This is a genomic window from Streptomyces sp. NPDC103540 (assembly GCF_055584445.1).
The window spans coordinates 123,007-143,844 of record NZ_JBVJMA010000007.1; the positions used below are offsets into that span (position 1 = coordinate 123,007).

Annotated in this window: 20 protein-coding genes; 3 read left to right on the forward strand and 17 right to left on the reverse strand. The window is 72.1% G+C overall.

The window, feature by feature from the left end:
• Positions 1–13 precede the first annotated feature (13 nt).
• The 11 genes from ACZ6ZI_RS18430 to ACZ6ZI_RS18480 all read right to left on the reverse strand — a co-directional run bounded on the left by ACZ6ZI_RS18430 (position 14) and on the right by ACZ6ZI_RS18480 (position 10,873).
• Positions 14–745 (reverse strand): AAA family ATPase, encoded by a 732-nt coding sequence (locus ACZ6ZI_RS18430; protein ID WP_469521859.1) that lies wholly within the window; start codon positions 743–745, stop codon positions 14–16.
• A gap of 46 nt (positions 746–791) precedes the next feature.
• A complete protein-coding gene (gene aroQ, locus ACZ6ZI_RS18435) occupies positions 792–1,232 on the reverse strand; it encodes a type II 3-dehydroquinate dehydratase (RefSeq protein WP_469521860.1) in 441 nt (146 codons plus the stop codon).
• The gene (gene aroB, locus ACZ6ZI_RS18440; RefSeq protein WP_469521862.1) at positions 1,229–2,320 is read right to left on the reverse strand and encodes a 3-dehydroquinate synthase; all 1,092 of its coding nucleotides are present in this window, start codon (positions 2,318–2,320) and stop codon (positions 1,229–1,231) included. The genes aroQ and aroB overlap by 4 nt, the downstream gene beginning before the upstream one ends.
• The gene (locus tag ACZ6ZI_RS18445; protein WP_469521864.1) at positions 2,317–2,835 is read right to left on the reverse strand and encodes a shikimate kinase; all 519 of its coding nucleotides are present in this window, start codon (positions 2,833–2,835) and stop codon (positions 2,317–2,319) included. The genes aroB and ACZ6ZI_RS18445 overlap by 4 nt, the downstream gene beginning before the upstream one ends.
• Positions 2,832–4,016, reverse strand: coding sequence for a chorismate synthase (aroC, locus tag ACZ6ZI_RS18450; protein WP_469521866.1), 1,185 nt, complete (start codon positions 4,014–4,016; stop codon positions 2,832–2,834). Before aroC ends, ACZ6ZI_RS18445 begins: the two co-directional genes overlap by 4 nt.
• Positions 4,017–4,171: 155 nt before the next feature.
• Positions 4,172–4,999, reverse strand: a complete 828-nt coding sequence (locus ACZ6ZI_RS18455) for a shikimate dehydrogenase (protein ID WP_469521868.1) — start codon at positions 4,997–4,999, stop codon at positions 4,172–4,174.
• A 6-nt stretch (positions 5,000–5,005) separates the two neighbouring features.
• Positions 5,006–6,802: an endolytic transglycosylase MltG gene (mltG, locus tag ACZ6ZI_RS18460; RefSeq protein WP_469521870.1), complete on the reverse strand. Its 1,797-nt coding sequence runs from the start codon at positions 6,800–6,802 to the stop codon at positions 5,006–5,008.
• Between the two features lie 129 nt (positions 6,803–6,931).
• Positions 6,932–7,402, reverse strand: coding sequence for a Holliday junction resolvase RuvX (gene ruvX / locus ACZ6ZI_RS18465; RefSeq protein WP_150256582.1), 471 nt, complete (start codon positions 7,400–7,402; stop codon positions 6,932–6,934).
• Positions 7,403–7,404: 2 nt separating this feature from the next.
• Entirely contained in the window at positions 7,405–10,074 is a 2,670-nt protein-coding gene (gene alaS / locus ACZ6ZI_RS18470) for an alanine--tRNA ligase (RefSeq protein WP_469521872.1), read from the reverse strand.
• Positions 10,074–10,436 carry a DUF6167 family protein gene (locus ACZ6ZI_RS18475; RefSeq protein ID WP_363056167.1) on the reverse strand — a complete coding sequence of 121 codons (363 nt, stop codon included), beginning with the start codon at positions 10,434–10,436 and terminating at the stop codon, positions 10,074–10,076. Before ACZ6ZI_RS18475 ends, alaS begins: the two co-directional genes overlap by 1 nt.
• Positions 10,437–10,444: 8 nt before the next feature.
• The gene (locus ACZ6ZI_RS18480; protein ID WP_469521873.1) at positions 10,445–10,873 is read right to left on the reverse strand and encodes a DUF948 domain-containing protein; all 429 of its coding nucleotides are present in this window, start codon (positions 10,871–10,873) and stop codon (positions 10,445–10,447) included.
• 170 nt (positions 10,874–11,043) lie between these two features.
• On the opposite strand from ACZ6ZI_RS18480, the gene ACZ6ZI_RS18485 reads away from it, so the two are divergent.
• A complete protein-coding gene (locus ACZ6ZI_RS18485) occupies positions 11,044–13,290 on the forward strand; it encodes an ATP-binding protein (RefSeq protein WP_469521874.1) in 2,247 nt (748 codons plus the stop codon).
• Between the two features lie 27 nt (positions 13,291–13,317).
• Here the strand turns inward: ACZ6ZI_RS18485 and rpsD are convergent, their stop codons facing one another.
• Positions 13,318–13,929, reverse strand: a complete 612-nt coding sequence (gene rpsD, locus ACZ6ZI_RS18490; RefSeq protein WP_030026606.1) for a 30S ribosomal protein S4 — start codon at positions 13,927–13,929, stop codon at positions 13,318–13,320.
• A 277-nt stretch (positions 13,930–14,206) separates the two neighbouring features.
• On the opposite strand from rpsD, the gene ACZ6ZI_RS18495 reads away from it, so the two are divergent.
• Positions 14,207–14,914 carry a DUF2470 domain-containing protein gene (locus ACZ6ZI_RS18495; RefSeq protein ID WP_469521876.1) on the forward strand — a complete coding sequence of 236 codons (708 nt, stop codon included), beginning with the start codon at positions 14,207–14,209 and terminating at the stop codon, positions 14,912–14,914.
• On the opposite strand, the gene ACZ6ZI_RS18500 is transcribed toward ACZ6ZI_RS18495, so the two are convergent.
• The 5 genes from ACZ6ZI_RS18500 to ACZ6ZI_RS18520 form a co-directional block, all read right to left on the reverse strand.
• Positions 14,911–15,624, reverse strand: a complete 714-nt coding sequence (locus tag ACZ6ZI_RS18500) for an HNH endonuclease family protein (RefSeq protein WP_469521878.1) — start codon at positions 15,622–15,624, stop codon at positions 14,911–14,913. The genes ACZ6ZI_RS18495 and ACZ6ZI_RS18500 overlap by 4 nt on opposite strands.
• A gap of 48 nt (positions 15,625–15,672) precedes the next feature.
• Positions 15,673–17,031: a replication-associated recombination protein A gene (locus tag ACZ6ZI_RS18505; RefSeq protein ID WP_469521880.1), complete on the reverse strand. Its 1,359-nt coding sequence runs from the start codon at positions 17,029–17,031 to the stop codon at positions 15,673–15,675.
• A 99-nt stretch (positions 17,032–17,130) separates the two neighbouring features.
• Positions 17,131–17,745, reverse strand: coding sequence for a vitamin K epoxide reductase family protein (locus tag ACZ6ZI_RS18510; RefSeq protein WP_469521882.1), 615 nt, complete (start codon positions 17,743–17,745; stop codon positions 17,131–17,133).
• 145 nt (positions 17,746–17,890) lie between these two features.
• Positions 17,891–19,153: a histidine--tRNA ligase gene (gene hisS / locus ACZ6ZI_RS18515; RefSeq protein ID WP_469521884.1), complete on the reverse strand. Its 1,263-nt coding sequence runs from the start codon at positions 19,151–19,153 to the stop codon at positions 17,891–17,893.
• A 10-nt stretch (positions 19,154–19,163) separates the two neighbouring features.
• The gene (locus ACZ6ZI_RS18520; protein ID WP_363056183.1) at positions 19,164–19,874 is read right to left on the reverse strand and encodes an MBL fold metallo-hydrolase; all 711 of its coding nucleotides are present in this window, start codon (positions 19,872–19,874) and stop codon (positions 19,164–19,166) included.
• Positions 19,875–20,026: 152 nt separating this feature from the next.
• On the opposite strand from ACZ6ZI_RS18520, the gene ACZ6ZI_RS18525 reads away from it, so the two are divergent.
• The gene (locus tag ACZ6ZI_RS18525; RefSeq protein ID WP_469521886.1) at positions 20,027–20,809 is read left to right on the forward strand and encodes a peptidylprolyl isomerase; all 783 of its coding nucleotides are present in this window, start codon (positions 20,027–20,029) and stop codon (positions 20,807–20,809) included.
• Positions 20,810–20,838 lie beyond the last annotated feature (29 nt).

The window sequence follows — 20,838 nt, forward strand, 5'->3', positions numbered from 1 at the left end:
CCGTCCGGCCCCTTCAGCCGGCGGGGGCGGCCAGGACCCGGGCGAGGGCCTCGTCGAGGGCGCGGGCGGTCCCCTCCACGTCGAGGTGGGAGTTGTCGATGATCGGCAGGCCGGAGCCGTACCAGCCGGCCATCCGGCCGTGGATCCGGGCGACTTCCTCGTCGGACAGGCGCCGGTTGCCGGAGCGGGCCGCGTTGCGCTCCAGGACGATCTCCAGGCCGGGCAGCAGGACGACGGGGAGCAGTCCGGGGCCGACGTGCCGCTTCCAGCCCCCCAGGCCCACCACGGGGCGGTCGGGGAAGACCGCGTCGTCGAGGATGCAGGAGATGCCGTTGGCGAGGAAGTTGCGGGCGGCGAAGCCGCAGGTGCGGCGGGCGAGGCGGTACTGGGCCTCGGAGTGTTCGTTCCAACCGGTCTGCGGGTCGGCGAACCCGGACCGGACCCACTCGCGCACGTCGTCGAGGCTGATGTGCGCGGTGGCCACCGGTCGGCTCGCCGCCCAGTGGCGGGCCACGGTGGTCTTGCCGGCGCCCGCCGGGCCGATGAGGAGCACGGCCAGGGTGGCGCCACCGGTGGCCGGCGCGGGGGGCTGGTGCGGCGCGGGGACCGCGGGCGGCAGGGGGATGTGCCCCGTCGCCTCCGGGACCGGTGTCACCGGCCAGCCCTGCGCCGGGGGTATAGGCGGTTGCGGGGGCGCCGCCGGGTGGTGTCCCGGCGGGCCCCAACCCCCCACTCCGTGCTGCATCCGCGCCACTCCGTCTCGTTCAGGCGACTGATGCGAGAACGTTATCTCAGGAGCCGACCTCTTCCGCCAGCGCGCGCAGCGCCAGGCGGTAGGAGCCCAGTCCGAAGCCCGCCACGGTCCCGGTGGCCACGGCCGCGATGACCGAGGTGTGCCGGAACTCCTCGCGGGCGTACGGGTTCGAGATGTGCACCTCGATCAGCGGCGCGGTGCGCTGGGCCGCCGCGTCGCGCATGGCGTACGAGTAGTGCGTGAAGGCGCCCGGGTTGATGACGACCGGGATCCGGCCGTCGGCCGCCTCGTGCAGCCAGCGCACGATCTCGCCCTCGTCGTTGGTCTCGCGGACCTCCACGTCGAAGCCGAGCTCCGCGCCCAGGGCGCGGCAGCTCTCGACGAGTCCGGCGTACGAGGTGGCCCCGTAGACGTCGGGCTCGCGCGAGCCGAGCCGGCCCAGGTTGGGGCCGTTGAGGACGAGCACCCTGCGGCTCACGCCGACACCTCGCCGTAGGCGGCGACCAGGTGGGCCGGGTCGGGGCCCTCCAGGACGGTCGGCTTGCCCAGGCCGTCGAGGACGATGAAGCGCAGCAGGTTGCCGCGGGACTTCTTGTCGACCTGCATGGTCTGGAGCAGCTTGGGCCACTGGTCGCCGCGGTAGGTCAGCGGCAGGCCGACGGAGGCGAGGACCGCCCGGTGCCGGTCGGCCGTCTCGTCGTCGAGCCGGCCGGCGAGCCGACCCAGTTCGGCGGCGAAGACCATGCCCACGGAGACGGCGGCGCCGTGGCGCCACTTGTAGCGCTCGTTCTTCTCGATGGCGTGGGCGAGGGTGTGCCCGTAGTTCAGGAACTCCCGGATCCCGGATTCCTTCAGGTCGTTGGAGACCACGTCGGCCTTGACCCGGATGGAGCGCACGATCAGCTCGGCCGTGTGCGGGCCCTGCGCGGTGCGGGCCGCGGCCGGGTCCTCCTCGATCAGGTCGAGGATCACCGGGTCGGCGATGAAGCCGGCCTTGATGACCTCGGCGAGACCGCTGACGTAGTCGTTGACCGGCAGGGAGTCCAGCGCGGCGAGGTCGCACAGGACGCCGGCGGGCGGGTGGAAGGCGCCGACGAGGTTCTTGCCCTCGGCGGTGTTGATGCCGGTCTTGCCGCCGACGGCTGCGTCGACCATCGCGAGGACCGTGGTCGGGACCGCGATCCAGCGCACCCCGCGCAGCCAGGAGGCCGCGACGAAGCCGGCGAGGTCGGTGGTGGCGCCTCCGCCGACGCCGACGATCACGTCGGTGCGGGTGAAGTTGGACTGCCCGAGCGCCTTCCAGCAGTACGCCGCGACCTCGACGGTCTTGGCCTCCTCGGCGTTGGGCACCTGGATGGCGACGGCCTCGTAGCCCTGCGCCGCCAGGTCGTCCCGCAGCGCCTCACCGGTCGAGGCCAGGGCCTCGGGGTGGATGACGGCGACCCGCTGGGCCTTGGTGCCGATCAGGCCGCCCAGCTCGCCGAGCAGCTGCCGGCCGACCAGCACGTCGTACGGGTCGTGACCGGCGTTCCCGCCGACGTGGATCCGCGTCACCTGGTCTGTCATACGTCCTTCAACTCCAGTGCGTCGAGGACCGCCTGGGCGACCTCTTCGGGGGTGCGGTCGTCGGTGGCCACCACGACGCGCGCGACTTCGGTGTACAGGTGGCGCCGTGCCTCCATCAGCTCGCGCCACTGACGGCGCGGGTTGACCGCGAGCAGCGGGCGCGCGGCGCCGAGGCCGACGCGGCGCACGGCCTCCTCGACGTCCATCGACAGGTAGGCCACCGGACGCCCGGTGAGCAGGGCGCGGGTGCCCTCGTCGAGGACGGCGCCGCCGCCGAGGGCGAGGACTCCGGTGTGCCCGGAGACGGCGTCCGCGACGGCCCGCCGTTCCAGCTCACGGAAGTACGGCTCGCCCTCGTCGACGAAGATGTCGGAGATCTCGCGGCCCTGGGCCGCGACGATGTCCGCGTCGGTGTCCCGGTAGGCGACCCCGAGCCGTTCGGCGAGGAGGGCGCCCACCGTGGACTTGCCGGAGCCCATGGGCCCGACGAGCACGACCAGGGGACCGCCGGTCACCGGATCTGCAGGTTGTCGAGGTACGACCGGACGTTGCGACGGGTCTCGGGGACGGAGTCGCCGCCGAACTTCTCGACGAGCGCGTCCGCGAGGACGAGCGCGACCATGGCCTCGGCGACGATGCCCGCGGCGGGCACGGCGCACACGTCGGAACGCTGGTGGTGCGCGGCGGCGGCCTCGCCGGTCGCCACGTCCACGGTGGCGAGGGCCTTCGGGACGGTGGCGATGGGCTTCATGGCGGCGCGGACGCGCAGCAGCTCACCGGTGGTCAGACCGCCCTCGGTACCGCCGGAGCGGCCGGAGGTGCGCCGGATGCCCTCGGGGGTGGAGACGATCTCGTCGTGGGCCTGGGAGCCGGGCACGCGGGCCAGGTCGAAGCCGTCGCCGACCTCCACGCCCTTGATGGCCTGGATGCCCATGAGGGCCGCTGCGAGGCGGGCGTCGAGGCGGCGGTCCCAGTGGACGTGCGAGCCGAGGCCGACGGGCACGCCGTAGGCCAGGACCTCGACGACGCCGCCGAGGGTGTCGCCGTCCTTGTGGGCCTGGTCGATCTCGGCGACCATCGCCTTCGAGGCGTCGGCGTCCAGGCAGCGCACCGGGTCGGCGTCGAGCCGCTCGACGTCGGCGGGGGTCGGGTACACGCCGTGGGGGGCCTTGGCCGAGGCCAGCTCCACCACGTGGGAGACGATCTCGATGCCCGCGGCCTCCTTGATGAAGGACCGGGCGATGGCGCCGAGGGCGACGCGGGCGGCCGTCTCGCGGGCGCTGGCGCGCTCCAGGATCGGGCGGGCCTCGGAGAAGCCGTACTTCTGCATGCCCGCGAGGTCGGCGTGGCCGGGGCGCGGACGGGTCAGCGCCGCGTTGCGGCCGGTCTCCTTGAGCAGCGAGGGGTCCACCGGGTCGGCCGACATGACCGTCTCCCACTTGGGCCACTCGGTGTTGCCGATCATGACGGCGACCGGGGATCCCTGCGACAGCCCGTGGCGGACGCCGCCGAGGAAGGTGATCTCGTCCTGCTCGAACTTCATCCGGGCGCCGCGGCCGTAGCCGAGCCGACGCCGGGCGAGGTGGTCGGCCACCAGCTCGGTGGTGACCGGGACGCCGGCGGGAAGGCCCTCCAGCGTCGCAACCAGCGCCGGTCCGTGCGACTCTCCGGCGGTCAGCCAACGCAACCTGCTCAACGATGCTCCTCATGCTCGCGCCTGGCACTGCGACGGGCGCGACCGGGTGCGCTGCCCGGACCCGCCATGCCCTGATCCTCCCACGTCCGGGCGGGTGAACCGGCGCCCGGTCCAGCTATCGGACGCCGGATCCGTCAGGTACGGCGCGGGATCCGTCAGTGGCGGGCCGCGAGCGCCCGCTCACCGGCCGTCCGCATGGCGGCCAGCGGACCCGGGGCGCGGCCCGTCATCCGCTCGACCTGGAGCACCGCCTGGTGCACGAGGAGGTCGAGGCCGCCGACCAGGGCGCCGCCCCGACCGGACCAGGCCGCGGCGAGGGCGGTGGGCCAGGGGTCGTAGAGGACGTCGAAGAGGGTTCCGGGGGCCTCGGGCACGGCCGCCGCGAGCCCGTCGGTGGCACCGGCCGGGGTGGTGGCGATGACCAGCGGGGCCTCCAGGGCCGCGGCCGCCTCGCTCCAGTCGGCGGTGCGGACGGCGACGCCGAGCCGCTCGCCCCACCCGCGCATCTCGTCGGCCCGGGCCCGGGAGCGGACGTACGCGGTGACCTCGCCGGTGCAGATCCGCGCGAGGGCGGCCAGCGCCGAGGAGGCGGTGGCGCCCGCGCCGAGGACGGCCGCGGACGGCACCTTCTCCACGCCGCGCTCGTGCAGGGCGGCGACGATCCCGGGGATGTCGGTGTTGTCGCCGAGCCGCCGGCCGTCCTCGGTGAGGACGACCGTGTTGACGGCCTCGACGGAGGCGGCCGTGTCGCTGATCCCGTCCAGCAGCGGGATGATCGCCCGCTTGAGCGGCATCGTCAGCGACAGCCCCGCCCACTCGGGCCCCAGGTCGGCCACGAACCCGGGGAGCGCGGCCTCGTCGATCTCGAACCGGTCGTAGGACCATTCGAGGAGGCCGAGCTCCCGGTAGGCGGCGCGGTGCAGCACCGGCGAGAGGGAGTGCTCGATGGGCGAACCCAGCACCGCGGCCCGTATCCGTGACATGTCCTGCTACCCGCCGTTCTTCTGCTTCTGCCGCTCTTGGAACTCGTCCGCGAGCTTCTGGTGCTCCTCGTAGGTCTTGGTGAAGGTCGTCTTGTTGCCGTCGACCGACACGAAGAACATCCAGCCGCCGTGGTCGGGGTTGAGCGTAGCGGTCAGGGCGTCCGTCCCCGGGTTGCCGATCGGGCCCGGAGGCAGTCCCTTGACGAAGTGCGTGTTGTACGGGTTGTCGAACACCCGCGCTTCCTTCAGGGAGAAGTTGAGGTTGTTCGTGCCCTTGACGTAGTTGTACGTGGAGTCGAACTCCAGCTTCTGGTTCGTGACCGTGTTGGTCTTCTTGAGGCGGTTGTAGACCACCTCGGACATCTTCCGGAAGTCGTCGTGGTCCTTGCCCTCGGCGTTGACGAGGCTGGCCACGGTGACGACCTGGAGCGGGTTCTCCAGCCCCAGCTCCTTGGCCTTGGCCTCGATGCCGAGCTCGGCGTACTTGCCGCTCGCCCGCTGGACCATTTGCTTCAGCAGGGACTCGGGGGTGACGTCCTTGCCGAGGTCGTAGCGCGCGGGGAAGAGGAAGCCCTCCAACGGGTCCATGAGCTTCGGGTCGTTGCCCACCCAGGCCGGCAGGCCGAGGTTGCGGCCCTCGCGCAGGGCGATGTCGCGGGTGGTGCCGGCGGGCTTCTCCAGCTTCTTGTCGATCAGGTCGTAGATCTCGACGTTGCGCCTGCCCTCGGGAACGATCAGGACGTGCAGCTTGGAGGGGTCGAGCATGAGCGCGACCGCCGCGGCCGCCGACATGCGCTTGTGCAGCGGGTAGACGCCCGGCTGGATGGTCTTGCCCTTGCCCGTGGCGGTGGCGGCGTCCACGAAGGCCTGGGCGCTCGCGACGACGCCGGCCTCCTTGAGGATGCGGCCCATCTGGCCGAGTCCCGCGCCGGTGGGGATCTGCACGTCGACGGTCTCCTCCGAGCCGGAGCCCGCGAAGTCCTCGGCCGCGCCGAAGCGCGCCTTCAGGTAGCCGTAGCCGTAGTAGCCGCCACCGCCGACGACGCCGACGATGACCAGCGCGGCGATCAGACAGGCCGCGCCGCTGCGCTGTTTGCCCTTGCCACCCTTCGAACGGCCCGAGCGGCCTCCTCGGCCCCCGCGTCGACCGGAGCCGTCCTCGTCGCCGGAGCCGCCGCCGGCGGCCGCGAGAGCGGCCTCCTCGGCCTCGTCCGGGTCCAAGGACTCCGGTTCCGCTTCGGGTTCCGTTTCGGTTTCGAGGTGCCGCAGGCCGGGGGGCGTGGGAGGCGGGTAGGCGTCCTCGGTGGTGTACAGGTCGGGGGTGTCGGCGGGGTAGGCGCCGACCGCCTGCTGGGCGTACGGATCCGTGCCCGCGTACGGGTCGGTCTGCACGTCGGCCACCATGTACGGGCCCTGGCCCTGGCCCTGTCCCTGTCCATGGACGTGACCCTGACCCGTGTCCCAGCCCTGGCCGTCGTACACCGGCTGCTGGGGCTGGGGCTGGGCGTGCGTCTGCTGCGGGGCGTAGCCCTGCTGTTGTTCGACGTACTGCGGGTACTGCCCGGGGTACTGCGGGTGTTGCTGGTGCTGCTGCACGTACTGCTGCTGCGCGTACTGCTGTTCGGGGTACTGCTGTTCGGAGTACTGCTGGTACTGCGGCTCCTGCGGGTACTGCTGCTGCGGGTCAACGCCGTAGGGCACCTGGCCCTGCTGGGTCTGGGACGCGGTCCACCCCTGGTCCCCGTAGAGGGGATCAGCAGGGTGCCACGGTTCGGAGCCACCGCCCCGGCCATACTCAGTCATCGGTCCCCTAGAGCCGCGAGACGAAGGCCACGGCTTTTCGTCGGCCGCGACACCCGGTACCGCCTCTTTGGTGGTGGGCGACGGCTGTTCGAATGCCGTCTCATCGCGCGGAACGTTACCGTATCGCGATCAGACAACCACTTCGACGCACTCACCAGGCGGATTACCTGATACCCGTTCGGTCTCCAGAGCGTTCTGGAGGATGACCACAGCGGCCGCCTGGTCGATCACCGAACGCCCCTTCTTGGCGTTCTTGCCCGAGGCCCGCAGGCCCTGGGCCGCGGTGACCGTGGTCATCCGCTCGTCCACCAGGCGGACCGTCACCGGCTTGATGCCCTTGGCCAGTTCGTTCGCGAAGGCACGCACCTTGGCCGCGGCCGGCCCCTCCCGCCCGCTGAGCGAACGCGGGAGGCCGACCACGACTTCGAGGGGCTCGTACTCCTCGACGAGCTGCCGCAACCGCCGGTGGGCGAACGGGATGTCCCGGCCCGGGACGGTCTCGACCGGTGTGGCCAGCACCCCGTCGGGGTCGCAGGACGCGACCCCGATCCGGGCGTCGCCCACGTCGATGGCCAGTCGGCGGCCGCGGCGCAACGTCATCGTCAGACCGTCTCCACTACGAGGCGCTCGACGGCGCTGATGGCCTCCGGGACGGCGCCCGGGTTCTGGCCGCCGCCCTGGGCCACGTCGGGCTTGCCGCCACCGCCGCCGCCGAGGGTCTTGGCCGCGGTGCGGACCAGGTCACCGGCCTTGAGGCCGCGCTCGCGGGCCGCCTCGTTGGTGGCGATCACGGTCAGCGGGCGGTCGTTCGCCACGGTGAACAGCGCGACGACGGCCGGCCGGTCGCCCTGGATGCGGCCGCGGACGTCGAGGACCAGCTTGCGCAGGTCGTCGGCGCCGACGCCGTCCGCCACCCGGCCGACGACGAGGGCCACGCCGCGGATGTCCTGGGCACCGGCGGCGAGACCGGCGGCGGCCTGGAGCACCTTCTCCGCGCGGAACTTCTCGATCTCCTTCTCGGCGTCCTTCAGCTTGCCGAGCATGGAGGCGATCTTCTCCGGCAGCTCCTCCGGACGGCCCTTGACCAGCTCCTGGAGCTGGGCGACGACCGTGTGCTCCTTGGCGAGGAAGTTGTACGCGTCCACCCCCACCAGGGCCTCGACGCGGCGCACGCCGGAGCCGATGGAGGACTCGCCGAGCAGCTTCACCAGACCGAGCTGGGCGGTGTTGCCGACGTGCGTGCCGCCGCACAGCTCCTTGGAGAAGTCGCCGATGGTGACGACGCGGACCTGCTCGCCGTACTTCTCGCCGAACTCGGCGATGGCGCCCTGCTTCTTCGCCTCGTCGATGCTCATGATCTCGGCGGTCACTTCGAGCTCGCGCGAGAGCACGTCGTTGATCTTCTGCTCGACGTCGGTCAGGACCGAGCCGGGGACGGCGTTCGGGGAGCCGAAGTCGAAGCGGAAGCGGCCGGGGCTGTTCTCGGAGCCGGCCTGGGCGGCCGTCGGGCCGAGGGCGTCGCGCAGCGCCTGGTGCGTCAGGTGCGTGGCGGAGTGGGCGCGGGCGATGGCCCGGCGGCGGTTGACGTCGATGGCGGCGTACGCGGAGGCGCCCACCGTCACCTCGCCGACCTGGACGGATCCCTTGTGGACGGAGACGCCGGGCACCGGCTGCTGCACGTCGCGGATCTCGATGACGGCGCCGGTGTCGAGCCTGATGCGGCCCTGGTCGGCGAGCTGGCCGCCGCCCTCGGCGTAGAACGGGGTGCGGTCGAGGACGACCTCGACCTCGTCGCCCTCGGAGGCCGCCGGCGAGGAGAGGCCGTTGACCAGCAGGCCGACGATCGTGGACTCGCCCTGGGTGGTGGCGTAGCCGGTGAACTCGGTGGCGCCGGAGCCGTCGGCGATCTCGCGGTAGGCGGACATGTCCGCGTGACCGGTCTTCTTGGCCTTGGCGTCGGCCTTGGCGCGGTCGCGCTGCTCCTGCATCAGACGGCGGAAGCCCGGCTCGTCCACGGAGAGGCCCTGTTCGGCGGCCATCTCCAGGGTGAGGTCGATCGGGAAGCCCCAGGTGTCGTGGAGCAGGAACGCCTTGTCGCCGGAGAGGACCGTGCCGCCGGCGGCCTTGGTCTCGGTGACGGCGGTGTCGAGGATGTTCGTGCCGCCCTTGATGGCCTTGAGGAAGGCGGCCTCTTCGGCGAGCGCGACGGTCTCGATGCGCTTGCGGTCGGTGACCAGCTCCGGGTACTGCTGCCCCATCGTCTCGATCACGACGTCGACGAGGTCCTTGACCACCGGGCCGGTGGCGCCCATGAGGCGCATGTTGCGGATGGCGCGGCGCATGATGCGGCGCAGCACGTAGCCGCGGCCCTCGTTGCCGGGGGTCACGCCGTCGCCGATGAGCATCACGGAGGTGCGGACGTGGTCGGCGACCACGCGCAGCGAGACGTCCGTGTTCTGGGCGGCGCCGTAGCGCACGCCGGTCAGCTCGGTGGCCTTGTCCATGACCACGCGCAGGGTGTCGGTCTCGTACATGTTCCGCACGCCCTGCAGGATCATCGCGAGGCGTTCGAGGCCGAGGCCGGTGTCGATGTTCTTCGAGGGCAGGTCGCCGAGGATCGGGAAGTCTTCCTTCCCGTCGCCCGCGCCGCGCTCGTACTGCATGAAGACCAGGTTCCAGATCTCCACGTAGCGCTCGTCGTTGACGGCGGGGCCGCCCTCGACGCCGAACTCGGGGCCGCGGTCGTAGTTGATCTCGGAGCACGGACCGCAGGGGCCCGGGACGCCCATGGACCAGAAGTTGTCCTTCTTGCCCAGGCGCTGGATGCGCTCCTGCGGGACGCCGATCTTGTCGCGCCAGATGGCCTCGGCCTCGTCGTCGTCGAGGTAGACCGTGATCCAGAGCTTCTCCGGCTCCAGGCCGTAGCCGCCGTCCGCCACGGAGCCGGTGAGCAGCTCCCAGGCGTAGCGGATGGCGCCTTCCTTGAAGTAGTCGCCGAAGGAGAAGTTGCCGCACATCTGGAAGAACGTGCCGTGGCGGGTGGTCTTGCCGACCTCTTCGATGTCCGGCGTGCGGACGCACTTCTGCACGCTGGTGAGCGTGGACGCCGGCGGCTTGACCTCGCCCAGGAAGTAGGGCTTGAAGGGCACCATGCCGGCGGGCACCAGCAGCAGAGTCGGGTCGTCCGCGATGAGCGACGCCGAAGGGACAACGGTGTGACCGCGCTCCTCGAAGAAGCTCAGCCAGCGGCGGCGGATTTCAGCCGACTCCATCAGTGGTCCTCATTCCGGTTGTACGTGACCGCCGAGCGGTTCGGGCGGTGTGTCGTCTTGTCGTTCTGGTGGTACGCGATGGCCCGCAGGCGCCGCGGCCCGGGGAGGGCGGTGACGTTGTCGGGCCGATCGGGGTCCTGGGTGAGCCCCAGTGCGTCGTTCAGCTCGTCCTCGCGCTGCGTCATTCCCGCCTTGACGTCGAGGGCGAAGTCCTTGAGGCGGTGCCCCGCCTCCACGGCCTTGTCTGCGGCCTGGGCGGCGAGGCTCTCCGGCGTCAGCTTCTTCAGCTGCCGGTTGACCTTGGTGGTGGCCCACACGCCTGCGGCGGCGCCTGCGGTGAACCAGAAGGCTCGGCGGAACATCGGCGGTCTCAGCCCTTCTGCTTGCGGCGTCGCGGCGCCGGCACGGTACGGCCGACGATCACGGAGCGGCGCGGGGTCTTCGCGGGCGCCTGCTCGCCCCGGCCCAGCGCCTTGCGGACGCCGTAGCCGAAGGCCGCCACCTTGACCAGCGGGCCGCCGAAGGTGGAGGCCACGGTCGAGGAGAGGGCGGAGGCGTTGGAGGTGACTTCCTGGACGTCGCTCGCGATGGCGTCGACCCGGTCGAGCTGGGTGCGCGCGGAGCGGACGGTGGTGGAGGCGTCGGCGAGCAGGGGGACGGCCTGCTCGGTCACGTCGGCCACCAGCTTGGTGGTCGCCCTGAGCACCTGGGCGAGCCTCACCAGCACCACGGCGAGGAAGGAGACCAGGATGGCCCAGAAGACGGCCACGAGGATCCCGGCCACCTCTCCACCGGACACTTTGCACCGCTTCCTGAACTGGGGAACCCTACGAGAAAAAGTCTCCTCCGACCCTATCGCGCCGGAGATCCGCCGCAGTACCTGAATTCGGAGGTCGACGCCCACGCGGCCCGTGCCGCCGGACGCCCGCCTTGTACCGAGCGCGTCCGGGTCTGTACTCTCCGTGTCCCATGCGACACGGACCCCTCCCGAATGCGACCCGGGGCAATCTTCCCTCGGAACTGAGTTCCTTCGTCGGGCGGGGTGACGAACTGGCCGGGCTCGGGCGCCTGCTGGAGTCCTCGCGGCTGGTGACGGTGACCGGGACGGGCGGGGTGGGCAAGTCCCGGCTGGCGCTCGCGGCGGCCCGCGCGTGGGCCCGGGGGACGGAGGAACGCTCCTGCGACGGGGTCTGGACGGCCGACCTGTCCTCCGTGCGCGATCCGGCCCTGCTCGAGTTCACGCTGGCCGAGGCCCTCGGGCTCACCGACCACACCACGCGGCCGCCCCGCACGGTCCTCGCGGAGCACCTGGCCGACCGGCGGCTCCTGCTGCTCGTGGACGGCTTCGAGCAGCTGGTCGAGGAGAGCGCCGAGCTGCTGCGGGAGCTGCTCCGCCGCTCCCCCGGCCTGCGGGTGCTCGCGGCGGGCCGGCGGCCGCTGGGCCTGGACGGGGAGGCGGTGTTCCCGTTGGCCCCGCCGGCGCCGGAGCAGGCCCTGGAGCTGTTGGTCGCGCGGGCGACGGAGGCGGATCCCGCCTTCGCGGCGACGGCGACGGAGGCGGGCCGGGCGGCCCTGGTCGAGCTGTGCGCGCGCCTCGACGGGATCCCGTTGGCGCTGGAGCTGGCGGCGGGCCGGTTGCGCACGCTCTCCCCGGAGCAGGTGCTGGCCCGACTGGAGGACCGTTTCGCGCTGCTGACCGGCGGCGCGCGCGGGGCCCTGCCCCGGCACCGGGCGCTGCGGACCGCGATCGGCTGGAGCCACGAGCTGTGCACCCCGCGGGAGCGCCTGCTGTGGGCCCGGCTGTCGGTGTTCGCCGGGCGCTTCGACCTGGACGCCGCCGAGTACGTGTGCGCCGGCGAGGGCCTGCCGGTGGACGAGGTGCTCGACCTGGTCGGGGAGTTGCTGGCGCAGTCGGTGTTGTCCCGGGAGGAGACGCCGGCCGGGGTCCGCTACCGGATGCTGGAGACCGTACGGATGTACGGGGCGGGGTGGCTGGAGTCGACGGGTGACGCGACGCGGCTGCGGCGTCGCCACCGGGACTGGTACGTGGGCCTGGCGACCTGGTGCGAGCTGGACTGGTTCAGCCCGCGCCAGCGGGAGGTGGCGGCCCTGGTCGAAGGGGAGCTGGGCAACCTCCGACTGGCCCTGGAGTGCTGCCTGGACGATCCGCGGGAGGCGCACCTGGCGCAGTACCTGGCGGGCACCCTCTGGTTCTTCTGGGCCGGCTGCGGGCGGCTGACCGAGGGCCGGCACTGGCTGGAGCGGGCCAGGGAGGCGGGCCGGGCGGAGGAGGAGTACGAGGGGTCGCGGCTGAAGACGCTGTGGGTGCTCGGCTACGTGGCGGCGCTCCAGGGCGACGCGGTGGCCTCGATGGGCGCGCTGCACGAGTGCCGGGACGGCGCCGAGCGGACCGGGAACCGGGTGGCCTCCGCCTACGCCGTGCACCGGCTGGGCTGCCTGGCGCTGGTCTCGGACGACATGGCGCGGGCCGGGCGGCTGCTGGGGGCGGCGCTGGAGCTGTACCGGGAGGCCGGGGAGCTGAACAGCAACGTCCTGATGTGCCAGGTGGAGCTGGGGATGGCGCTGGCCTTCCAGGGGGACCTGGCGGGCGCGGTCTCGCTGAGCGAGGAGGTCCGCGAGATCTGCCAGGAGCGCGGGGAGCTCTGGACCAAGGCGTACGCGCTCTACGTCCTCGCGTACGCGGCCCTGGACTCCGGGGACACCGGGGCGGCGCGCCGGCTGCTGACCGAGTGCGTGGGCGTCAACCACGCCTTCCGCGATCTGGTGGGGCTGGTGCTGGCACTGGAGCTGTTGGCGCTGGTCACGGCGGTGGAGGGGCGGCCGGCCGAGGCGGCGGTGCTCCAGGGCGGGGCGGAGCGGATGTGGGACGGGGTGGGGCTGCGCCTCTTCGGCTCGGGGTACTTCAACGCCCCGCGGCTGATGTGCCGGGAGCGGGCGGGCGAGGTGTTGGGCGCGGAGCGGTACGAGGCCTGCGCGCGGCACGGACGGGGCCTGTCGGCGGAGGAGCTGGTCGAGCGGGCGCTGCGGGCCCCCGAGCCGGAGCCGGAACCGCGGCCCGAGCCCGCGCGGCCCGCGGGGCGGCTGCCGAGGCCCCGCGACGGGGAGGCGGCGGGCGCCGGCGCGGCGGCGGGCGCGGTGGAGCGTCCGGACAGCAGGAAGCCCGCCGGCTCCCCCAAGGGGGAACCGACGGGCTGACCAGCCTGTGAGGCTACGTCCGCCGAATCAGCGGGCGTAGTACTCGACGACGAGCTGCTCGTCGCAGATGACCGGGATTTCCTTGCGGTTCGGGTCACGGTCCAGGCGGAAGGCCAGGGCCTTCAGGTTGACCTGCAGGTAGCGCGGGGTCTCGCCCTCGCCTGCGTAGCCACCCTCACGGGCGACCTGGAACGGAACCTTCTCGCGGCTGCGCTCGCGAACGGTGATGACGTCGTCCGGGCGGACACGGAACGACGGCTTGTCGACCTTGGCGCCGTTGACCTCGATGTGGCCGTGGACGACCATCTGGCGGGCCTGGTAGATGGTCCGGGCGATGCCCGAACGCAGCACCAGGGCGTCGAGACGACGCTCGAGCTCGACGACCAGCGCCTCGCCCGTCTTGCCCTCGGCCTTCTTCGCGCGGTCGTACGCGCGGGCCATCTGACGCTCGGAGATGTCGTACTGCGCGCGCAGACGCTGCTTCTCCAGCAGACGGACCTTGTAGTCCGAGTTCTGCTTGCGGCCACGGCCGTGCTCGCCCGGCGGGTAGGGGCGGGCCTCGAAGTACTTGACGGCCTTCGGCGTCAGGGCGATGCCGAGAGCGCGAGACTTCTTGACCTTGGGTCGCTTCTGGTTCACGTGGAACCTACCTCCATGTAAGTTAGGTGAGGCTTACCTTAGCGAGGAGGACGTAATGTCTCGACCACATGGGATCCCCCTGCCCAGTGCGCAGCGCAGTTCGAATTCCAACGAAACGGAATCCGCTTGCGCCGACGATAAGCAAGGTCAGCCGCGTCCCAGGGAAGGCGTTCGGCAGCTCACCGGAGCCGAACGCGTACGAACCCTCGTAGAGTCCAACGCCTCAGTATCCCTCACGCTGCCGGGTGCTCTTGACCAGGCGGAGTTCGGGACGGGGATGCCGGTCGCACGGACCGTCACCCCGGACGGGGACGTGATCCTCCTCGTTTCCGGGGAATCCGCGGCTGCCAGGGCGGCCGCTCACGCCCAGGACGACGACCTCACGGCCGTGATCGAGATCACGGACGTGGCGCCGGTGTCCGTGCCCCATCGTATACGGGGTCGCGCCTGGCTGGCCGGGTGGCTGACGCCCGTACGCGGGGACGACCGCGCCCCCTGCGCCGCCCTCCTCGCCGAGCGCCAACCGGTGGGCGAGCTGCTCGGCATGTCCGAGTCCCTCGACGCCCCCCACACCGGCCGCCCCGCCTGGATGATGCTGCGCCTGGAGGTCGGCGAGATCTCCGTGGACGACCTGTGGGGCGCCGAGCGCGTGGACCCGGAGGAGCTGGCGGCCGTCGAACCCGACCCCGTCTCGGCCCACGAGGCGGAGCTGCTCCAGCACCTGCACTCCGCCCACGCCGAGCGGATCGCCGACCTGTGCGCGCTGCTGGGCGCCCGCGACACCGCCGGCATGACCGCCGTACCCCTCGCCCTGGACCGCCTCGGCCTGCGCGTGCGCTTCACCGGCGCACCCGGCGGCGCCTCCTTCGACGCCCGCTTCGACTTCCCGGAGCCCGTGAAGGACATCTGCGGACTGCGCCGGGCCATGCACACCCTCTTCGCGGCCGCCGCGCATCAGCCGTACGGCGCCACGGACGGGCACTAGGGAGGGCAGGTGGCCAGCAGTGCCCGGAGCGCCGACTGCTCCGGCGGGGTGACGGACAGCGCGTACTTCGCCTTGATGCCGACGTAGCGGCGCCCGTACTCGCACCGGTACGCCTGCCGGGGCGGCACCCACTTGTCCGCGGTCCTGCTGCCCTTGTCCTGGTTCGTCTGCTTGTCCACCGCGAGCAGGACGTCGAGGTCGTTCGCGTACTCCAGCCTGCGCCGCGGGGTCCAGGCGTACGCGCCGGCCCGCCAGGCCGCGCCGAGCGCCACCACGTGGTCCGTCTGGATCTGCGAGGCGCGCCGGTAGGAGTAGGGCAGCGCCTTGCCGGTGTACGGATCGTGCAGCACCCCGGAGAGCACCACGCACGGGTTGCGGTCGCCCTCGCGCAGCTCGGCCAGGTCCCGCCGCAGCACGTCGTCCCGGGTGTCGCAGCCGTTGCGGCCCCCGATCGCGTCGGTCTCGTCCGACCAGGTGCGGCCGAACTCCTCCCGCCGGTACGTCTGCCAGTTCCGGCCCCACTCCACCTTCAGCCCCGCCAGCAGCCGCCCCGCCGTCGCCGCGTCCGGCGGGAATCCCGCGCTCGCGAGCGGCACCCGCGCCACGAGTCCCGCGGCGCTGGCCCGCGCCCGCGCGACCTCGTCGTCGTGGTGGCATCCGGTGAGCGCCGCCACCACCGTCAGGGCCAGGAGCACGGCACGACGTCCCATGCCCGGAGCCTAGGTGCTCCCTCCCCGATCCCGCCCGACCCGCGCCGGTCAGGAACCCGAACCGCCCCGCAGGCGCTCGCGGACCTTGTCCACCACGTCCGCGTACCGCGCCTCGGCGCCGTAGCGGGTGGGTTCGTAATACCGCTTGCCGTGCAGCTCGTCGGGGGCGTACTGCTGCGCCGCGATGGCGCCCGGCACGTCGTGCGGGTAGACGTAGCCCACCGCGTGCCCCAGCTTGGCCGCGCCCTTGTAGTGCCCGTCGCGCAGATGCGTCGGCACGGGACCGGTGAGCCCGGCCCGTACGTCGGCCAGGGCCGCGCCGATCGCCGTCGTGGCGGTGTTCGACTTGGGGGCCAGCGCGAGCGCGATCGTGGCGTGCGACAGGGTCAGGGCGGCCTCGGGGAAGCCGATCATCGCCACCGCCTGGGCCGCCGCCACCGCGAGCGGCAGGGCCGTCGGGTCGGCGAGGCCGATGTCCTCGCTCGCGGAGATCATCAGGCGGCGCGCGATGAACCGCGGGTCCTCCCCCGCCTCGATCATCCGGGCCAGGTAGTGCAGCGCGGCGTCCACGTCGGAGCCGCGGATGGACTTGATGAGGGCGCTCGCCACGTCGTAGTGCTGGTCGCCGTCCCGGTCGTACTTGACGGCGGCCCGGTCGACGGCCTCCTCCAGGGTCCGGAGGGTGATCTCCGCCTCGCCCTTGGCGAGGGCCGAGCCCGCCCCGGCCTCCAGGGCCGTCAGCGCCCGGCGGGCGTCGCCGCCGGCGATCCGCAGCAGGTGCGCCTCGGCGTCGGCCGGCAGGGTCACCGCCCCGCCCAGGCCCCGCTCCTCCGTCAGCGCGCGCCCCATCAGGGCGCTGAGGTCCTCGTCGGTGAGCGGTTCGAGGGTGAGCAGCAGCGAGCGCGACAGCAGCGGGGAGATGATCGAGAAGTACGGGTTCTCGGTGGTCGCCGCGATCAGGGTGACCCAGCGGTTCTCCACGGCCGGCAGCAGGGAGTCCTGCTGCGCCTTGCTGAAGCGGTGGATCTCGTCGAGGAAGAGGACGGTCTCCTTGCCGTAACCGCCGGCGGCCCGCTTGGCGCCCTCGATGACCGCCCTGACCTCCTTGACCCCGGCGGTGATCGCCGACAGCTCGACGAACCGCTTGCGCGTGGCCTGGCTGACCACGTAGGCGAGGGTGGTCTTGCCGATCCCGGGCGGACCCCAGAGGATCACCGACGAGGCCCCGGCCGGACCCCCGGCCCCCTCCCCCACCAGGCGGCGCAGCGGGGAGCCGGGCTTCAGCAGGTGCTGCTGGCCGACCACCTCGTCCAGGGTGCGGGGGCGCATGCGGACGGCGAGCGGGGAGCTCGCGGGGTCCTTCTCCCGGCGTTCCTCGGCGGCGGCGGTGAAGAGGTCTGGTTCCACACCGGAAGCCTATGCGAGGCCACCGACAGCGTTGCCCCGGGCGACGGCCGCGGCCCCGGACGACGGGGTCGCCCGGGGCCGCGGTCGCGCGCGATCGGCTCAGGAGGTCCAGAAGTCCCACCAGCGGGTCAGGATCAGCATGCCGATGATCCCGACGTGGAGCACGGGCAGGACCCAGGTGAACTCGTCGAGGAAGCCGCGCAGCCAACCGGGGGCGGGCAGCAGGCCCTGGCGCACGTTGTGGGAGGTCACGTACCAGAACATGACGATCGTGGCGACCCAGGCCAGGCAGCACCACAGGCACAGGGAGTTGATGTTGTACAGCGACTGGTACATCAGCCAGGCGCAGAAGACGACGCCGAAGAGCATGCCCGCGTTGAGGGTGAGCCAGTACCAGCGGCCGAAGCGGGCGCCGGCCAGCAGGCTCATGCCGACGCAGATCACGATCCCGTAGGCGACGAGCCCCATCATCGGGTTCGGGAAGCCGAAGGCCGCCGCCTGCTCGCTCTTCATGATGTTGCCGCAGGAGACGATCGGGTTCAGGCTGCAACCCGGCGTGAAGTTCGGGTCCTCCAGCAACTTGAACTTGTCGATGGTGATCACCCACGCCGCGAGCAGTCCCGCCGCTCCGGTGATCACGAGCAGCAGGGCCAGGGCCCGGCCGCCGCCGTACGTCCGCGGTGCGGTGTCCGCCCCGGCAACCGTTGTCGTCATACCCGCCCGCTCCACATCTGCAAGGTCATCAAGCACCGGCCATTGTGCCGTACATGCCCGCTCCTCCACCGTTCGGTGGGGATAAGGAAGCGGGGCGGGGCCGGGGATCGCTCCCCCGCCCCGCCCCGTTCCGGGACGGCCTCGATCAGACCAGACGGGCCTTGACCACCTCGACCAGGTCGGCCACGGCGACCGGGGTCTGTTCCCCGGCCTCCATGTCCTTGAGCTGGACGACGCCCTCGGCGAGGTCGCGCTCGCCGGCCACGACGGCGAAGCGGGCGCCGGAGCGGTTCGCGTCCTTCATGGCGCCCTTGAGGCCCTTGCCGCCGTACGAGAAGTCCGCCGCGATCCCGGCCCGGCGCAGCTCGGTCACCTTGCCGAACAGCACCCGGCGGGCCTCCTCGCCCAGCGCCACCGCGAACACGGAGGTGGCGGCCGGGATGTCCAGCTCCACGCCCTCGGCCTCCAGGGCCAGGACGGTGCGGTCCACGCCGAGCGCCCAGCCGACGGAGGGCAGCGCCGGGCCGCCGATCATCTCGGACAGGCCGTCGTAGCGGCCGCCGCCGCCGACCGCGGACTGCGAGCCCAGGCCGTCGTGGACGAACTCGAAGGTGGTGCGGGTGTAGTAGTCGAGGCCGCGCACGAGCTTCTCGTCGTCCTCGAAGGCGACCCCGGCGGCCGTGATCAGCGCCCGGACCTCCTCGTGGTACGCCTTGCACGCGTCGCACAGGTAGTCCCGCAGCATCGGGGCGCCGACCAGCTGCTTCTGGACGTCGGCCCGCTTGTCGTCGAGGACGCGCAGCGGGTTGATCTCGGCCCGGCGGATGGTCTCGGCGTCGAGGTCGAGGCCGCGCAGGAAGGTCTGGAGGGCCTCGCGGTAGACGGGGCGGCACTCCTTGTCGCCGAGCGAGTTCAGCAGGATGCGGAAGTTCCGCAGGCCCAGCGAGCGGTACGCCTGGTCGGCCAGGATGATCAGCTCGGCGTCCAGCGCCGGGTCCTCGGCGCCGATCGCCTCGGCGCCGACCTGCGAGAAGTGGCGGTAGCGGCCCTTCTGGGGGCGCTCGTAGCGGTAGTAGGAGCCGGAGTACCAGAGCTTGACCGGCAGGTTGCCCTGCTTGTGGAGGCTGGCCTCCAGCGCGGCGCGCAGGACGGAGGCGGTGCCCTCGGGGCGCAGGGCGAGCTGGTCGCCGCCCTTGGTCTCGAAGGCGTACATCTCCTTGGAGACGATGTCGGTGGACTCGCCGACGCCGCGCGCGAACAGGCCCACGTCCTCGAAGCCGGGGGTCTCGATGTAGCCGTAGCCGGAGTTGCGCAGCGGGGCGGAGATGGCCTCGCGCACCGCCAGGTACTTGACGGAGACCGGCGGGATCAGGTCGTACGTGCCCTTGGGGGCCTTGAAGGTGCTCACGAAACTCTCGTCACATTCCTCGTCGTGGGGCGGCGGTGCCGTTCCCCAGGCCGGCGGCGACCTCCCGCAGGTACGGGTTGGTCGCGCGCTCGCGGCCGATGGTGGTCTGGGAACCGTGGCCGGACAGCACCACCGTCGAGTCGTCCAGGGGCAGGCACACGCGGGCCAGCGACTGGAGCATCTCGGCGTGGGAGCCGCCGGGCAGGTCGGTGCGTCCGATGGAGCCGGCGAAGAGCAGGTCGCCCGAGAAGAAGACGGGCGGGATGTCGGCCCGCTCGGGCATCCTGAAGGTCACCGACCCCTTGGTATGACCGGGCGCGTGCGCCACCGAGAACTCCATCCCGGCGAGCTTCAGGGTGCTTCCGTCGGTCAGCTCGCGGACGTCGTCCGGCTCGCCCACGGTCAGTTCCCCCATGAGCGGCTGCCCGATGGAGCGGCCGAGGGCCTTCTCCGGGTCGCTCATCATGTAGCGGTCCTCGGGGTGGATCCAGGCCGGTACGTCGTGTGCTCCGCACACCGGGACCACGGAGGCCACATGATCGATGTGGCCGTGGGTCAGGACGACCGCGACGGGCTTGAGCCGATGCTTCTTCAGCGTCTCCTCGACACCCTGGGTGGCCTGGTGGCCCGGGTCGATGATGACGCACTCCTCACCGGCGGCGGGGGCGACCAGGTAGCAATTGGTCCCCCAGGCCCCGGCGGGGAACCCGGCAATCAGCACGTTCGTCCTCAATCGTCGTCCGGCGGGAGGCAGCGGATCGGAATCTGCTGCTCAGAGCCTACCGGCGCCGCTCATTACACAGCGAACCCATATACGGTACGGCCTAACCGAGCCCGGACAGCGGTACCAGAGACGTACAAGGAGACGACCCGGTGGTCACGAGCGATCAGCGGCGGCGACAGCTCGCCAAGGAGAAATTCGAGCGCCAGCAGAAGCGCCGGGCGGAGGCCCGCCGCAAGGCGCGGCAGCGCTGGGCGATCGCGGGGGCCGCCGGGGCCGTGGTGGTGGCGACCCTGGTCGGCCTCGTCGTGGGCGGCGTCTTCGACTCGAAGGACACGAAGGACGCGGCGGCCGAGCCCTCGCCCTCGGCGTCCGCGCCCACCCCCAAGCAGTCGCCGTCCCCGGCGATGGCGATCGACGACAAGGCGAAGTACTCCTTCGACCTGAAGACGAGCGCGGGCGACGTCCGCTTCGAGATGGACGCGGCGAAGACCCCGCAGACGGTGAACTCCTTCAAGGCGCTGGCCGACAAGGGGTTCTTCGACAAGACGAAGTGCCACCGCCTGGTGACCGGCGGGATCAAGGTGCTCCAGTGCGGTGACCCGGAGGGCACCGGTCGGGGCGGTCCGGGCTACAACATCCCGGACGAGAACCTGGATTCCCTGGGCAAGCCGAACGAGCAGGGCCAGGTGGTGTACCCGGCCGGCACGGTCGCGATGGCCAACACCGGTCAGCCCGGCACGGGCGGCAGCCAGTTCTTCCTCGTCTACGAGGACAGCCCGCTGGCCCCCACCTACACCCCGTTCGGCAGGATCGACGCGGCCGGGCTGAAGGTCGTCCAGGACATCGCCAAGGCGGGTACCGCCGACGGCGCCCCGGACGGCGCCCCCAAGACCCCCGTGACCATCGAGAAGGGCACCGTCACCAAGAACTAGACCGGGACCGGCGCCCCGGGCCCGGCGGG

Bases quoted from the DNA above. Each gene is read 5' to 3' on its own strand.
- ACZ6ZI_RS18430 (WP_469521859.1), bottom strand. From the start codon at position 745: ATGCAGCACGGAGTGGGGGGTTGGGGCCCGCCGGGACACCACCCGGCG.
- ACZ6ZI_RS18485 (WP_469521874.1), top strand. From the start codon at position 11,044: ATGCGACACGGACCCCTCCCGAATGCGACCCGGGGCAATCTTCCCTCG.
- ACZ6ZI_RS18495 (WP_469521876.1), top strand. From the start codon at position 14,207: ATGCCGGTCGCACGGACCGTCACCCCGGACGGGGACGTGATCCTCCTC.
- ACZ6ZI_RS18500 (WP_469521878.1), bottom strand. From the start codon at position 15,624: ATGGGACGTCGTGCCGTGCTCCTGGCCCTGACGGTGGTGGCGGCGCTC.
- ruvX (WP_150256582.1), bottom strand. From the start codon at position 7,402: ATGACGTTGCGCCGCGGCCGCCGACTGGCCATCGACGTGGGCGACGCC.
- alaS (WP_469521872.1), bottom strand. From the start codon at position 10,074: ATGGAGTCGGCTGAAATCCGCCGCCGCTGGCTGAGCTTCTTCGAGGAG.
- ACZ6ZI_RS18455 (WP_469521868.1), bottom strand. From the start codon at position 4,999: ATGTCACGGATACGGGCCGCGGTGCTGGGTTCGCCCATCGAGCACTCC.
- ACZ6ZI_RS18510 (WP_469521882.1), bottom strand. From the start codon at position 17,745: ATGACGACAACGGTTGCCGGGGCGGACACCGCACCGCGGACGTACGGC.
- mltG (WP_469521870.1), bottom strand. From the start codon at position 6,802: ATGACTGAGTATGGCCGGGGCGGTGGCTCCGAACCGTGGCACCCTGCT.
- aroB (WP_469521862.1), bottom strand. From the start codon at position 2,320: ATGACAGACCAGGTGACGCGGATCCACGTCGGCGGGAACGCCGGTCAC.
- ACZ6ZI_RS18475 (WP_363056167.1), bottom strand. From the start codon at position 10,436: ATGTTCCGCCGAGCCTTCTGGTTCACCGCAGGCGCCGCCGCAGGCGTG.